The sequence below is a fragment of the Cobetia sp. BL01 genome, from assembly GCF_056493605.1.
In genome coordinates, this window is sequence record NZ_JBVBEE010000006.1 from 101,399 (window position 1) to 115,247 (window position 13,849).

Here is a 13,849-nt window from a genome sequence, read left to right on the forward strand (position 1 = left end):
GACGAAGCCCCCGCCATTGGCGGGGGCTTCGTCGTTTCCTGCGTCATGATTCTTGCGCGTCATCGTCCAGGCGCTGTCTGCTCGAGTCTTCGCGTCAGGGGGCCTGCTGCTGCGAGGCCTCATCATCGCTCGCCGGACGGCGGCGCTTGAAGGCGCGTGCGGCGAGAATCCCGACCTCGAACAGCAGCCACATCGGAATCGCCAGCAATGACTGCGAGATGACGTCAGGCGGTGTCAGCAGCATGCCGACCACGAAGCAGGCGATCACGATGTAGGGGCGTTTCTTGCTCAGCACCTCCACGGACGTGGCCCCCGTCCAGATCAGCAGGAAGGTGGCGATGGGAATCTCGAAGGCCACACCGAAGGCGAAGAACAGCTTGAGGACAAAATTCAGGTACTGATTGATGTCCGTCATGATCGCCACGTTCTCGGGGCCCGTGGTGGTGAAGAACTGGAACAGCAGCGGGAAGACGACATAGTAGGCAAACGCCGCGCCCGCATAGAACAGCAGGATGCTGGAGGCCAGCAGCGGCAACGCCAACGCCTTCTCGTTCTCGTAGAGTCCCGGCGCGATGAAGGCCCAGGCCTGATAGAGCACCGCCGGAATCGCCAGGAACAGCGCCACCACCAGTGTCAGCTTGAAGGGGGCCAGGAAGGGCGAGGCCACCTCGGTGGCGATCATCTGAGAGCCGGGAGGCAGCAGGGCCATCAGCGGCTCGGCCACATACAGATAGATCTGATTGGAGAAGCCATACAGCGCCGCGAATACCACGAGGACCACGACAGTCGCACGCAGCAGGCGGGAGCGCAGTTCGATCAGATGCTCGATGAGCGGGGCGTGGGCAGCCTCGCCGGAGGCGGAGGGCTGCGGGTCATGCGGATCACTCATCAGGAACGCGGCTCCCGTGACTCACTGGTAGGGGTGGCGGAGGTCTCTTGCTCGCCTGAGGTCGTCTCCGTCGTCGAGCGAGCACTGTCGGCGGCAGGCGAGGCGTTGGCATCCTCCTGTGACGCGGGCGAGGAACGCGTGATGGTGGTTTCCACCTCACGCGCCTCATTGCGGGCATGTGCCAGGGTCTCGTCGAGCTGCTTCTTCTGCTCATTGAGCGTCTGGCGCAGTTCTTCGGCTTCCAGCTGGGCGCTGACTTCCTGCTGGATCCCCGAGACGCTGCGCTTGATGCGCCCCAGCCACAATCCCGCCGTACGCGCCGCCCGGGGCAGACGCTCCGGGCCGAGCACGATCAATGCCAGCAGCGAGATCAGTGCCAGTTCAAAAAAGCCGATGTCGAACATGCGGCTTACGAGCGCTTGTCAGCGGTATCGCGGCGCTCGGCCTCGACATCGATGGTATCGCCGCGGGATTCACCGTGGGAGACCTTCTGCTGAGGAGCCGTGTCTTCGGGGGCCTTTTCCTCTTCCTTCATGGCGCCCTTGAAGCCTTTGACCGCGCCACCGAGGTCTGATCCGACGTTGCGGAGCTTCTTGGTGCCGAAGATCAGGATGATGATGCCGAGCACGATGAGGAGCTGCCAGATACTGATGCCACCTAACATGGGAAGTTCTCCATTTTGGCCGATGGGACTAGGTCACGAGGCCTTGAGTCTTGCAGGGTGAGAGCACCACTGCCAGGGAAATCGGCTTGCGCTGCAAGTCGTCTGCTTGATCATCACTGACCGCGAGCGGCCTTTTCATCATGGCCGGAGACGCCGAAGCGTCGCGCCAGCTCATCCAGCACGTCCTGATGGTCCAGCCCGAGGTGAGAAAGCATCACCAGCGAGTGGAACCACAGGTCGGCGGTCTCACCGATCACTGCACGGTGGGAGTCCACGTCGTCCTGAGTGAAATCCTTGGCGGCCAGTACCGTTTCCGTGGCCTCTTCGCCAATCTTCTCCAATACCTTGTTGAGGCCCTTGTGATGCAGGCTCGCGACATAGGAGGACGTCGGATCAGCGTCGCGCCGCTCTGCCAGTACGTCTGACAGGCGGTTGAGAATATCACTCATGAATCATCATTCCTGAAAGCATGGGGTCTGGCATGAAAACCGTATCTTGCATGAGAACCGTTGCATGAGAACCGTTGCAGGAGCGTCGCGGCCAGCCAGACAACCGGGCCCGAGCGAAGGCAGCGAGTCCAGCCCTGGGCTCCTGCCTCATCGAGCACTGCCGCGAGGCAAGGCCCGGCGACTCAGGATGCAAGGGTTACATGACAATCATATTGCACTGCGCCCCGAGGGGCGGCAAGTTTCGGTCAGCGCCGCGAGCGAAGCGGGGGCGCGGCTAGCGCCACAGCAACAGCACGATGCCCAGGCCCGCGCCGACCAGCACCATCATCGGCTGCGTCTCGGCCCAGGCGATCAGCGGTTGCCAGCCGAAGGCCACGGCGATCAGCAGTCCACCTGCGCGCAAGCGCCAGCCGGTGCTGGACGCATGATTGACACGATCGCGCAGCGTGGCGAGTGCCTCGGTCTGACGCTGTCGAGCGCGGTGTTCATCGTCGATGCGCTGCATGGCCTGGAAGGCCATCACCGGCAGCTGCGGCAGCTGATGTGACAGCTCCGGAGCCTGCTTGACCATCTCGGCCCAGAACGCCTTGGGGCCGGCGCGCTCCTTCATCCAGCGCTCCAGATAGGGGCGGGCGGTGGCCCACAGGTCGAGATCCGGATACAGCTGACGGCCGAGGCCCTCGATGTTGAGCAGCGTCTTCTGCAGCAGGACCAGCTGCGGCTGGACTTCCATGTTGAAGCGGCGCGCGGTCTGGAACAGGCCCAGCAGCACCTGGCCGAAGCTGATGTCCTTGAGCGGCTTCTCGAGAATCGGCTCGCAGACGGCCCGGATGGCCGCGGCGAATTCGTTGGCGCGCGTGCCTTCCCCGACCCAGCCGGACTCGATGTGCAGCGCCGCGACCTCGTAGTAATCCTGACGGAAAAAGGCCAGCAGATTGCGCGCCAGATAGTCCTGGTCCTCGCGGGTCAGGCTGCCGACGATACCGCAGTCGATGGCGATGAACTGCGGGTCATGGGCGTTCTCACGCGAGACGAAGATGTTGCCGGGGTGCATGTCGGCGTGGAAGAAGTTGTCGCGGAACACTTGGGTGAAGAAGATCTCCACGCCGCGCTCGGCCAGCTTCTTCAAGTCGGTGCCCTGGGCTTCCAGCTCGTCGATGTCGGCGACCGGGATGCCGCGGATGCGCTCCTGCACCATTACCCGGCGCCGCGTCAGCGGCCAGTGGATGGTCGGCACGTAGAGCAGGGGCGAATCGAGGAAGTTGCGCTTGAGCTGGGAGGTGTTGGCGGCCTCCTTGTGCATGTCCAGCTCGTCGAACAGCGTGGCCTCGTAATCGGAGACCACTTCCACGGGGCGCAGACGCCGTGCTTCCGGCGAGAGCTTCATCAGCAGACGCGCGAGCAGATACAGCAGGCCGATATCCTTGCGCATCACCTCTTCGATGCGCGGGCGGATCACCTTGACCACCACGTCGGCACCATCGTGCAGGCGTGCCGCATGGACCTGGGCGATGGAAGCCGAGGCCAGCGGTTGCGCCTCGAATTCGGCGAAGGCTTCCTCGACCGGCATGCCCAGCTCCTGCTCGACCAGTTCGCGCGCCACCTCGTTCTCGAAGGGCGGCACCTGGTCCTGCAGGCGCTTGAGCTCATCGGCGACGTCCGGTGGCAGCAGGTCACGACGAGTCGAGAGCATCTGGCCGAACTTGATGAAGATCGGGCCCAGCGCTTCGAGTGCCAGCCGCAGGCGCTCACCACGCGAGCGCTTGCCGACAGGCAGCAGGCGCAGCGGTGAGAGCTTGACCAGCGGCCGCAGCAGCGCAGGTACGCGAGACAGCGGGATCAGATCATCCAGTCGATAGCGGGCGATGACCCACAGGATGCTCAGCAGGCGATAGAGTCTCACGACGGCTGGCACTCCCGATCAGCGGACTGTGGCGTGGTGACGGCCTCCAGATGGCGTCGCAGGCGCGCCAGGCGTGCCTCGGTGCGATCCAGGCACTGGGTCAGCTCGGTCAGCTCGTCCCGCGCGACCTGCAGCTGGGCATGGCCGGGCAGCCAGCGTGCTTCCTCGGTCAGATACTCGCGCAGATCCAGCTCCAGCTCACGACGGCTGGTCAGCCCGAAGCGACCGAGGCTGCGCAGGCCGGTGGCCAGACTATGACCGGGGGTCTCGCCGAACCATTCGCTCAAGGCCCCTTCCCAGTCGAGATCGAGATCCATCACCAGGTCCCGTGCGCTTTCCAGCAGGTGCAGACGGCCACGCACGGCCAGGCGGCCCTCGAACATCAAGCGCTCGATGGGCTCACCGGACAGCAGTGCCGCGGCAGTTTCCATGTCCAGCTCCACCACCACGTCGCCGTCGCTCTCGTTGGCCTCGGGCAGGCGCAGCAGATGCAGCCCCTGCAGGTCGAAGTGCACCAGCAGGTCGAAGGCGGGGCGCTCCAGGCGCAGCAGCAGGCGTCTGCCGGCAAGCGCATTCAGGCGCATGGCGGAGGCGGGGTCACGGGCGAGCAGGCGGTTGAGCGTGCGTTCCGCCGTCGCCACCAGCAGGGGGGTCAGCAATGCCATGACAGCCTCAAAGCTTGATACCACGGTGCAGCGCGACGATGCCACCGGTGAGATTGGTGAACTCGACACGCTCGAGACCTGCCTCTTCCATCATGCCGGCCAGGGTCTTCTGGTCGGGGTGCATGCGAATGGATTCGGCCAGATAGCGGTAGGAATCGGCGTCGCCGGCGACCATCTCGCCCATCTTCGGCAGCAGGCGGAAGCTGTACTGATCGTAGGCGGTGGAGAGCAGCGGATTGACCGGCTTGGAGAACTCCAGCACCAGCAGACGGCCTCCGGGCTTGAGGATGCGCTGCATGGAGCGCAGGGCCTTGGCCTGGTCGGTGACGTTGCGCAGCCCGAAGGCGATGGTGATGATGTCGAAGGTGTTGTCAGGGAAGGGCAGCGCCTCGGCATTGGCCTGCACATACTCGACATTGCCACCCACACCGCGGTCGAGCAGCTTGTCACGCCCGACGTTGAGCATCGAGGCGTTGATATCGGCGAGCACCACGCGACCCTTCGGCCCGACCAGGCGCGAGAACTTCAGCGTCAGATCCCCGGTGCCACCGGCAATGTCCAGCACCGTCTGGCCCGGACGGGCACCGGCACGCTCCAGGGTAATGCGCTTCCACAGACGGTGGATGCCGAAGGACATCAGGTCATTCATCACGTCGTACTTGGCGGCGACACTGTGGAAGACATCCGCGACGCGGCCTGCCTTCTCGTCCACGGCAACTTCCTGATAACCGAAGTGAGTCGTACGCTTGTCCATGACTTCCCCTGTTGTGACGCCACCCATGGGGGACGTCAGCGCAATATGGTGAGCTTTCGCAGTGGCTCGATTGTAACCGCTGGCCAGCGGGCTGTCTTTTGACAAGACGTCGAGTCGGACATCTTGCCGCGCCCCATTGGCATCAGTGGCTTACAGCTGATTGAGCGGAATGCCCAGCGGCTCACGCGAGGCACCGGCCTCTTCCAGCTGGCGCAGGTAGTAGGCCCACATGGCATCGCGGCGGTTGGCCAGTTCCCACAGGTATTCCCAGGTGTAGAGGCCGCTGTCGTGGCCATCATCGAAATGCAGCTTCAGCGCATAGCGACCGCTCTGGGTGATGTTGGCCAGACCGACGTGGCGCATGCCGACCTGCAGCGTTTCCTGGCCGACACCGTGACCGCGCACTTCCGCGGAGGGGGACATCACGCGCAGGAATTCGGTGCTGAGGCGGAAAGTCTGGCCATCCGCATAGCCCAGTTCCAGTTCACGCTCCGACTTGTGATAGTGCACGCGCGTCGGTACCGGGGCCTCGTCGGCGTCACGGGCATGGCGCTCATTGAGGCGGTAGTCGCGCTGCTGGCTGCGAGGTTCGTCCTGCTCGGCAGCGTGGTCTTCAGGTGTGTCGTGGCTCATCAGGGCATCCTCGTGTCAGCCCGCCGTCCAGCATGACACCACGCTGTAAGGCGACCGAAGGAACAGGAGCGTCGAGCGACATCTCGGGCGCGTCGACGTATCTATGTCGCATGATGCACTGACGCCCGAACCGGGCCAAGCCGGATCGGGCGTCAGTGGCATCTCTCAGGGTGGCGATTGCCGCCATGAGGGCTTCTCGCGGGTCAGGCGCTGACGCCAGACGTCAGAGAATGTAGCGCGACAGGTCTTCGTCACACGCCAGGTCGCCCAGGCGAGCATCGACATAGGCGGCATCGACCTTGAGCTCACCCGCCTGATCGGCACCTTCGTAGGAAATCTCTTCCAGCAGGCGTTCCATCACGGTATGCAGACGACGCGCGCCGATGTTCTCGGTGCCTTCGTTGACCTGATAGGCGATCTGGGCGATACGCTCGATGGCGTCATCCGCGAAGCTCAGCTCGACGCCTTCGGTGGCCAGCAGCGCCTTGTACTGACGGATCAATGCCGCGGACGGCTCGGTCAGGATGCGCTTGAAGTCGTCCGGGGTCAGGGCATTGAGCTCGACGCGGATCGGCAGACGGCCCTGAAGCTCCGGAATCATGTCCGAGGGCTTGGACAGGTGGAAGGCGCCGGAAGCGATGAACAGGATGTGGTCCGTCTTGACCATGCCGTGCTTGGTGGAGACGGTGGAGCCCTCGATCAGCGGCAGCAGATCGCGCTGCACGCCTTCACGGGACACGTCGCCACCACTGCCGGACTCGCCACGCTTGGCGACCTTGTCGATCTCGTCGAGGAAGACGATACCGTTCTGTTCGACGGCCTCGATGGCACGGCTCTTGAGGTCTTCATCGCTGACCATTCTGGCCGCTTCTTCCTCGTGAACCAGCTTGAGGGCTTCCTTGACGCTGATGCGACGGCTTTCCTTCTGCTGCTTGCCCATGCTGGAGAACATGGACTGCAGCTGACTGGTCATCTCTTCCATCCCCGGCGGGGTGGCGAAATCCAGGCTCTGGCTGGCCGGGCTCAGCTCGATGTCGATTTCCTTGTCATCCAGCTGACCTTCGCGCAGCTTCTTGCGGAACATCTGACGCGTGCTGCTGTTGTTGGCCGCCGCATCATATTCCTCGCCACGGGCGCGCGGCAGCAGCGCATCGAGGATGCGATCCTCGGCGGCATCCTCGGCCTTGTCGCGCACTTCCTTCATGGCCTCTTCACGCACCAGCTTCATGGCGACCTCGACCAGGTCACGGATGATCGATTCCACGTCACGTCCGACGTAGCCGACCTCGGTGAACTTGGTCGCCTCGATCTTCAGGAAGGGCGCGCCGGCCAGCTTGGCCAGACGACGAGCGATCTCGGTCTTGCCGACACCGGTCGGGCCGATCATCAGGATGTTCTTCGGGGTGACTTCCGGGCGCAGATCATCGTTGAGCTGCATGCGACGCCAGCGATTGCGCATGGCCACGGCCACGGCACGCTTGGCTTCCGGCTGACCGACGATGTGCTGATCGAGGGCGTTGACGATTTCCTTCGGGGTCATCTGGGACATCTCAGGACAGCTCCTCGATGATGGCATTGTGGTTGGTGAAGACGCAGATGTCGGCCGCGATGGAGATGGACTTCTCGGTGATCTCGCGGGCGGACAGCTCGGTGTTCTCGATCAGGGCGCGGGCGGCGGCTTCGGCGAAGTTGCCGCCCGAGCCGATGGCCAGCACGCCGTGTTCGGGCTCGACCACGTCACCGTTGCCGGTGATGATCAGCGAGGCATGCTTGTCGGCCACCACCAGCATGGCTTCCAGCTTGCGCAGGGCGCGGTCGGAGCGCCACTCCTTGGCCAGTTCCACGGCGGATTTCACCAGCTGGCCCTGATACTTCTCGAGCTGCGCTTCGAAGCGTTCGAACAGCGTGAAGGCATCGGCGGTACCGCCAGCGAAGCCGGCCAGCACCTGATTGCGATACAGGCGACGCACCTTGGCTGCGTTGCCTTTCATGACAGTGTTGCCAAGGGATACCTGGCCGTCACCAGCCAGGGCGACCTGGCCGTTGCGACGCACGGAGACGATCGTGGTCATGGATAACTCCTGAGAGAGCATGCCGGCGATTGGAATAAGGTGAACGGGGCCGGGCATGGCATTTCGGGGCAGACGAGGCCAGGGCCTCGTCGCGTAAAACGGGTGGTGGTCGTCAGTCTGGCAATTGCCACTGCTTGCCGCGACGTGTCACCGCCACCGTGGCGGATCGCGGTCTGATATCTCACCGGAATGCTGTAAATGGGGGCGCTGATGCGGGTTTCAAGTCATCGGCGACTCAGCGTTGACGCCCGTTGTGCAGAGGGCTGGCGCCCTTTACGCAACGGGCCCGCTCAACTTGTGAGCGGGCCCGTTGACCTGTGGCGTCATGCCGAGGTCATTGCAGCTTGATCAGCAGAGGCTCGATGCCCTGGGTGTTCATCAGATCCTGTGCGCGGTTGAGCTCGCGGGTGTCCTTGTACGGGCCGACCTGAACGCGGTGCCAGACGGTACCGCCAGAAGCATTGACGTCACTGACCTTGGCCAGCAGGCCGAGATCCTTGAGCTTGCCGGCCAGTTTCCTGGCATCGGACATCTCGCGGAAGGAGGCCGCCTGCAGCATGTAGTTGGTCAGCGAAGCCTCGGACTTCTTGGTGCTCTCGGCGCTGCCCGGACGCGGAGTGGACTTGTACTCATCCACCTTGGGGGCGATCACCTCGGTTTCCGGCAACAGAGTGTAGAACTCGAAGGTTGGCATGCTGCCGCCGCTCTCTTCGGGAGTGTCCTTCTGCGATGCCTTGTCCTGCTGGCTACCCTGTTGTGCGGCCTGCTGACCATTCTGCTGAGTGTTGGCCTTGGGCACGATGGCAGCCACCGGCAGACGCGGCGCCTGTTGCTGGAAATACTGAGCCAGCACGAAGCCGGCGACCAGACCGACGATCCCCCACAGCCACCCCGGGAAGCCGCGGCTCTGACTGGCGGCGGGTTGCCGGCGGGGGCTGGCTCCCTGACGGGAAGCGGGCTTCTTGCTGGCGGGGCGGCGAGCTGCCATGGCTTACATCTCCTCGGGAGCGCTGACACCCAGCAGGGCCAGGCCGTTGCGGATGACCTGAGCGGTCGCCAGACCCAGCGCCAGGCGCGCGTTGCGGGTCGCGTCGTCCTCGACCATCACCTTCACCGCGTTGTAGCAGGTGTGGAAGTCAGAGGAGAGGTCCTGCAGATACTGAGCGACCTGCTGCGGTTCCCGCACCTTGGCGGCGTGGGTGACGACGTCCGGGAACTGGGCCATGCGATTCATCACGGCCTTTTCCTGATCGCTGGTCAGCAAGGACAGTTGCGCCATGGCCAGAGATTCATCGAAGGCCTTGTCTTCACGGCTGGCCTTGCGCAGCACGCTGTGCACGCGGGCGTGGGCATACTGGATGTAGTAGACCGGGTTGTCGTTGGACTGGGAGCGGGCCAGGTCAATGTCGAAGGTCAGCTGGGAGTCGGCGCGCCGCGCCGCCAGGAAGTAGCGGGTCGCGTCGCGGCCGACTTCCTCGATCAGGTCGCGCAGGGTCACGTAGCTGCCGGCACGCTTGGAGAGCTTCACTTCCTCACCGGAGCGCATCACGGTGACCATCTGGTGCAGCACGTAGTCAGGCCAGCCTTCCGGGATGCCGGCCTTGAGGGCCTGCAGGCCCGCACGCACGCGAGTCACGGTGGAGTGGTGGTCGGCACCCTGTTCATTGATGACCTGGGTGAAACCGCGCTGCCATTTGTCCAGGTGGTAGGCGACATCTGGCAGGAAGTAGGTGTAACCGCCGTCACGCTTGCGCATCACGCGGTCCTTGTCATCCCCGAAGTCGGTGGTGCGCAGCCACATGGCGCCATCGTCTTCGTAGGTATAGCCGTTGTCGACCAGGCGCTTGACGGTGTCTTCGACCTTGCCGTCACGGTAGAGCGAGGATTCGAGGAAGTAGACGTCGAACTCGACGCCGAAGGCCTTGAGGTCCAGATCCTGTTCATGGCGCAGGTAGGCGACGGCGAAGACGCGGATGGCGTCGAGATCGTCAGGTTCTGCGGCGCCCGTGACCTGCTTGCCATCGGCTTCGACGGTATCGCCGGCCATGTAGGAGGCGGCCAGTTCGCGGATGTAGTCACCGCGATAGCCATCAGCCGGCCAGCTGGCGTCATCCGGGCCCAGGCCCTTGGCGCGTGCCTGAACGGAGAGCGCCAGATTGTTGATCTGGGCGCCGGCGTCGTTGTAGTAGAACTCGCGCGTGACGTCGTGGCCGGTGGCGGCCAGCAGGCGGCACAGCACGTCGCCGACCGCGGCGCCACGCCCGTGACCGACATGCAGCGGCCCGGTCGGATTGGCGGAGACGAACTCGACCTGGACCTTCTCACCGGCGCCCACGTCGCTGTGCCCGAAGCGGTCGCCTTCGCTGAAGACGCGGCGCACGATGTCGGCCACCGCCCCGGTCTCGGCGAAGAAGTTCAGGAAGCCGGGGCCGGCGATCTCGACCTTGGAGACCGCGTCGGAGGCCGGCAGGGCGGCGACCAGCTTCTCGGCCAGCTCACGCGGCTTCATGCCGGCAGCCTTGGACGTCATCATCGCCAAGTTGCTGGCGTAGTCGCCGTGGGTCTTGTCCTTGGTCGGGTCGACCTTGATCTGCGGGCTGGCGTCGGCGGGCAGGGTGCCGTCGGCCTTGAGGGAATCCAGGGCCTGGCCCAGCAGTTCGATGATCGTCTCTTTCATGGAATATCGGTCTCTTCACGGCTCAGGTCGCACCGCGTGCTCTGGAGCAGGCGGTTGCAGGCATCAGGCCTGCGGGCAATGGGGGAGTGCGGATGTCGCTGCACGATGGCGGGCATTATCACCGATCCTGCGGCTTGCATAAACCGTCGTGATCAATCACGGCGCAATCCGTGTCCTGGCGGGATAGTGGTCAGTTCAGTATCGGAGCTGGCGACACCTGCCTGAGTCCCCCTGCCAGACTCAGGCCATGCCGATGGGATCGACATCCAGTGACCAGCGCAGGCGGCGCGCGTCACGATCCTGCTCGCAGAGCGTCACCAGCCAGGCGGCGGCTTCATGCAGCGGGCCGCGTTTCGCCGCGCGCAACAGCAATTGGGCGTGATAGCGATTCTGGCGGCGCTCCATCGGCGCCGGTACCGGGCCGAGGCAGTCCACCTTGAGGTCGGCACTGTCGATGTGCTGACGCAGGGCGCTTCCTACCTTCAACAGCCACTGCTCGACCTGCTGCTGATCGGTGGCTTCGGCGCGCAGCAAGGCCAGATGGCTGAACGGCGGCAACTGCGCGATGCGGCGCTCCTCCAGCAGCTCGCCGGCCAGCTGTGGGTAGCCGGCCTGGATCAGTGTCAGCAGGTTGGGGTCTTCCGGATGGCGGGTCTGGATCAGCACCTCACCGGGGCGCTCGGCGCGTCCGGCTCGCCCGGCGACCTGCACCAGCAGCTGGGCGGATTGCTCCAGCGCACGGAAGTCGGCGGCGTAGAGTCCGCTGTCGGCATTGACCACCACCACCAGCGTGACGTGGGGGAAGTGGTGGCCCTTGGCCAGCATCTGGGTGCCGACCAGCAGGCAGGGTTCGCCACGGCGGATCACTGCCAGCGCTTCACTCATGGCGTCCTTGCGCTGGGTACTGTCGCGGTCGATGCGCAGCACCGGCACGTCGGGGAATTTCTCGCCGAGCAGCTCTTCGGTGCGCTCGGTGCCCGCGCCTTGTGGACGAACATCGCCGCTGCCGCAGGCCGGGCAGGCATCCGGCAGCGGGCGGGTGCGTTCGCAGTGATGGCAGGTCAGCTGCGGGGGATGGCGATGCAGGGTCATGCGTGCGTCGCAGTTGTCACATTCGGCGATCCAGCCGCAGGCATGGCAGGTCAGCGTCGGAGCGAAGCCGCGCCGATTGATGAATACCAGCACCTGATCGCCCTGGGCGAGGCGCTTCTCGATGGCGTCCAGACTCTGGGTGGAGAGTCCGCCCAGCGTCATGCGGCCGCGCAGGTCGATCGGGTGCAGGCGTGCCGGTTGGCTGCGCCCGGCACGCTGATGCAGATGCAGGTGAGTGAAGCGCCCTTCGCGGGCATGGCGCAGGCTTTCCAGAGACGGCGTGGCGCTGCCGAGCACTACCGGGATGCCTTCCTGCTTGCCACGTACCAGCGCCAGATCGCGGGCGTGATAGCGCAGGCCATCCTGTTGCTTGAAGGAGCCGTCGTGCTCCTCGTCGACGATGATCACCCCGAGCTTTGCCATCGGCGTGAAGATGGCAGAGCGCGTGCCGATCACGATGCGCGCGCGGCCGCTGCGTGCCGCCTCGAAGCCATCGAGGCGCTCGCCATCGCTGACGCCGGAATGCAGCATCACCTGGGGGACGCGGAAACGTCTGCGGAAGCGCTCCAGCGTCTGGGGCGTCAGGCCGATCTCGGGCACCAGCACCAGAGCCTGGCCGCCGCGATCCAGCACCGCCTCGATCAGTTGCAGGTAGACCTCGGTCTTGCCGGAGCCGGTCACGCCCTCCAGCAGCGTGGGGGAGAAGCGACTCAGGCCTTCATGCAGGCGCGAGAGCGCGCGGCCCTGCTCGTCATTGAGTGCCAGGCTGGGCTCGGCCAGCACGCCCTTGCTGGCCTGCTCCGGGGTGGCGCCGGTGACAGGCTCTTCACGTGATTCGATGAAGCCACGACTGCGCAGGGTTTCCAGCTGCTGGCGGGTGAAGCCCTGGGCGGTGATCGCGCTGTGTACCAGGCCATGACGGTGCTGAGCGAGCAGCTCGAGCAATGCGATCTGGCGGGTCGCGCGGCCGAGGCTGGCCGGCTCCGTGATACGCCCCTTGTCGGTGAGTGACCAGCGCTCACGGGTGCGTGCCTCGAGGGCACGTCCCTGGCGCAGCAGTGATGGCATCGCCTGCGCGAAGGTGTCGCCGAGTGAGTGCTGGTAATAGCGTGCGGTGAACTGACATATCCACAGCCAGTCGGCCGGCAATGGCGCTTCGTCGATCACCTCGCTGACGGGCTTGAGCTTCTCGATGGGAAAGGCTGAGTCGCTGCGCAGCTCCGCGATCACCCCGACCAGCTGGCGACGGCCGAACTCGACGCGCACGCGCAGACCGACCTGCCAGCCATGGCGAGGTGGCTGGCGTGCTGGCAGATAGTCAAACAGGTCGCGCAGGGGGCCGGGAATCGCGATGCCCAGTACACGTCCGGGCAGGTGAGTCGCAGTCTTGTCGCTGGTGTCAGGCACGCAAGGCATCCGAGGAAGAGAGAATGAGATGACGAGAGGAAAACGCCACGCAGTCTACAGAGTGTTGCCGGCAATAAACGCCACAAAGTTTGGTCTTGTCGCAGATGGCTGGTAAAATGCGTCGCCTTCCGTCGGAGTCGGCGGAATGACCGGTTACATCCAAAACCCGTGTACGGTGCCTGGCAATCGATCAGGTGGCGGTGCACAGCGACCTGAGGTTACACACCATGAAACAGGGTATCCATCCGGACTACCAGCGCCAGACCGCAACCTGCTCCTGCGGCGCGCAGCACGAAATCGGTTCCACTTCCAAGCAGACCTTCGCGCTGGACGTGTGCTCCGAGTGCCACCCGTTCTACACCGGCAAGCAGAAGCAGGCTACCACCGGTGGCCGCGTCGAGCGCTTCAACAAGCGTTTCGGTGCTGCCATCAAGCGCTGATACCTTCAGCTGCTTGTCGCTTGCATGGCGCTGTGCATCGCGCAGCGCCATCAACGAAAAAACCCGCTTGCGAGCGGGTTTTTTTGTGCCTGTCATTCGATGCAGGTGAGGGGATTGGTGCCGAGCTGGCACTATTCCAGCGCCACCAACGCATCACCCCTCTGCGCAGGAGGCATTTCATTTCCGGCGCCGGATGCGCGCGGT

At 64.5% G+C, this 13,849-nt stretch carries 14 protein-coding genes; 1 reads left to right on the plus strand and 13 read right to left on the minus strand.

The genetic code is table 11. The annotated features are described in order from the left end of the window. Positions 1-94: 94 nt before the first annotated feature. The 13 genes from tatC to ACZYGA_RS12210 all read right to left on the minus strand — a co-directional run bounded on the left by tatC (position 95) and on the right by ACZYGA_RS12210 (position 13,214). Complete coding sequence (tatC, locus tag ACZYGA_RS12150) at positions 95-889, minus strand: twin-arginine translocase subunit TatC (RefSeq protein ID WP_404626319.1); 795 nt, start codon at positions 887-889, stop codon at positions 95-97. Next, the gene (tatB, locus tag ACZYGA_RS12155; RefSeq protein ID WP_479399265.1) at positions 889-1,293 is read right to left on the minus strand and encodes a Sec-independent protein translocase protein TatB; all 405 of its coding nucleotides are present in this window, start codon (positions 1,291-1,293) and stop codon (positions 889-891) included. The genes tatC and tatB overlap by 1 nt, the downstream gene beginning before the upstream one ends. 5 nt (positions 1,294-1,298) lie before the next feature. Further along, entirely contained in the window at positions 1,299-1,553 is a 255-nt protein-coding gene (tatA, locus tag ACZYGA_RS12160; protein WP_084207831.1) for a Sec-independent protein translocase subunit TatA, read from the minus strand. 113 nt (positions 1,554-1,666) lie between these two features. Beyond that, complete coding sequence (locus tag ACZYGA_RS12165; protein ID WP_077377900.1) at positions 1,667-2,002, minus strand: phosphoribosyl-ATP diphosphatase; 336 nt, start codon at positions 2,000-2,002, stop codon at positions 1,667-1,669. A 274-nt stretch (positions 2,003-2,276) separates the two neighbouring features. Beyond that, complete coding sequence (gene ubiB / locus ACZYGA_RS12170; protein WP_084207832.1) at positions 2,277-3,905, minus strand: ubiquinone biosynthesis regulatory protein kinase UbiB; 1,629 nt, start codon at positions 3,903-3,905, stop codon at positions 2,277-2,279. Continuing rightward, positions 3,902-4,570 carry a ubiquinone biosynthesis accessory factor UbiJ gene (locus tag ACZYGA_RS12175; RefSeq protein WP_077377906.1) on the minus strand — a complete coding sequence of 223 codons (669 nt, stop codon included), beginning with the start codon at positions 4,568-4,570 and terminating at the stop codon, positions 3,902-3,904. The genes ubiB and ACZYGA_RS12175 overlap by 4 nt, the downstream gene beginning before the upstream one ends. A gap of 7 nt (positions 4,571-4,577) precedes the next feature. Further along, entirely contained in the window at positions 4,578-5,324 is a 747-nt protein-coding gene (gene ubiE, locus ACZYGA_RS12180; protein ID WP_077377909.1) for a bifunctional demethylmenaquinone methyltransferase/2-methoxy-6-polyprenyl-1,4-benzoquinol methylase UbiE, read from the minus strand. A gap of 150 nt (positions 5,325-5,474) precedes the next feature. Beyond that, positions 5,475-5,834, minus strand: a complete 360-nt coding sequence (locus tag ACZYGA_RS12185) for a gamma-butyrobetaine hydroxylase family protein (protein ID WP_240499733.1) — start codon at positions 5,832-5,834, stop codon at positions 5,475-5,477. Positions 5,835-6,180: 346 nt separating this feature from the next. After that, on the minus strand, positions 6,181-7,506 hold the full coding sequence (gene hslU, locus ACZYGA_RS12190; RefSeq protein ID WP_077377915.1) for an ATP-dependent protease ATPase subunit HslU: 1,326 nt from the start codon (positions 7,504-7,506) through the stop codon (positions 6,181-6,183). 1 nt (position 7,507) lies between these two features. Then, positions 7,508-8,029 (minus strand): ATP-dependent protease subunit HslV, encoded by a 522-nt coding sequence (gene hslV, locus ACZYGA_RS12195; RefSeq protein ID WP_077377918.1) that lies wholly within the window; start codon positions 8,027-8,029, stop codon positions 7,508-7,510. Between the two features lie 334 nt (positions 8,030-8,363). After that, positions 8,364-9,017 (minus strand): SPOR domain-containing protein, encoded by a 654-nt coding sequence (locus ACZYGA_RS12200; RefSeq protein ID WP_077377921.1) that lies wholly within the window; start codon positions 9,015-9,017, stop codon positions 8,364-8,366. Between the two features lie 3 nt (positions 9,018-9,020). Further along, positions 9,021-10,706: an arginine--tRNA ligase gene (gene argS, locus ACZYGA_RS12205; protein WP_077377924.1), complete on the minus strand. Its 1,686-nt coding sequence runs from the start codon at positions 10,704-10,706 to the stop codon at positions 9,021-9,023. A 240-nt stretch (positions 10,707-10,946) separates the two neighbouring features. Further along, positions 10,947-13,214, minus strand: coding sequence for a primosomal protein N' (locus ACZYGA_RS12210; protein WP_084207835.1), 2,268 nt, complete (start codon positions 13,212-13,214; stop codon positions 10,947-10,949). Positions 13,215-13,432: 218 nt separating this feature from the next. Here ACZYGA_RS12210 and rpmE point away from each other — a divergent pair, with 218 nt between their 5' ends. Then, positions 13,433-13,645, plus strand: coding sequence for a 50S ribosomal protein L31 (rpmE, locus tag ACZYGA_RS12215; protein WP_077377930.1), 213 nt, complete (start codon positions 13,433-13,435; stop codon positions 13,643-13,645). The last annotated feature ends 204 nt before the right edge of the window (positions 13,646-13,849 follow it).

Bases quoted from the DNA above. Each gene is read 5' to 3' on its own strand.
- tatC (WP_404626319.1), bottom strand. From the start codon at position 889: ATGAGTGATCCGCATGACCCGCAGCCCTCCGCCTCCGGCGAGGCTGCC.
- tatB (WP_479399265.1), bottom strand. From the start codon at position 1,293: ATGTTCGACATCGGCTTTTTTGAACTGGCACTGATCTCGCTGCTGGCA.
- tatA (WP_084207831.1), bottom strand. From the start codon at position 1,553: ATGTTAGGTGGCATCAGTATCTGGCAGCTCCTCATCGTGCTCGGCATC.
- ACZYGA_RS12165 (WP_077377900.1), bottom strand. From the start codon at position 2,002: ATGAGTGATATTCTCAACCGCCTGTCAGACGTACTGGCAGAGCGGCGC.
- ACZYGA_RS12175 (WP_077377906.1), bottom strand. From the start codon at position 4,570: ATGGCATTGCTGACCCCCCTGCTGGTGGCGACGGCGGAACGCACGCTC.
- ubiE (WP_077377909.1), bottom strand. From the start codon at position 5,324: ATGGACAAGCGTACGACTCACTTCGGTTATCAGGAAGTTGCCGTGGAC.
- hslU (WP_077377915.1), bottom strand. From the start codon at position 7,506: ATGTCCCAGATGACCCCGAAGGAAATCGTCAACGCCCTCGATCAGCAC.
- hslV (WP_077377918.1), bottom strand. From the start codon at position 8,029: ATGACCACGATCGTCTCCGTGCGTCGCAACGGCCAGGTCGCCCTGGCT.
- ACZYGA_RS12200 (WP_077377921.1), bottom strand. From the start codon at position 9,017: ATGGCAGCTCGCCGCCCCGCCAGCAAGAAGCCCGCTTCCCGTCAGGGA.
- argS (WP_077377924.1), bottom strand. From the start codon at position 10,706: ATGAAAGAGACGATCATCGAACTGCTGGGCCAGGCCCTGGATTCCCTC.
- ACZYGA_RS12210 (WP_084207835.1), bottom strand. From the start codon at position 13,214: ATGCCTTGCGTGCCTGACACCAGCGACAAGACTGCGACTCACCTGCCC.
- rpmE (WP_077377930.1), top strand. From the start codon at position 13,433: ATGAAACAGGGTATCCATCCGGACTACCAGCGCCAGACCGCAACCTGC.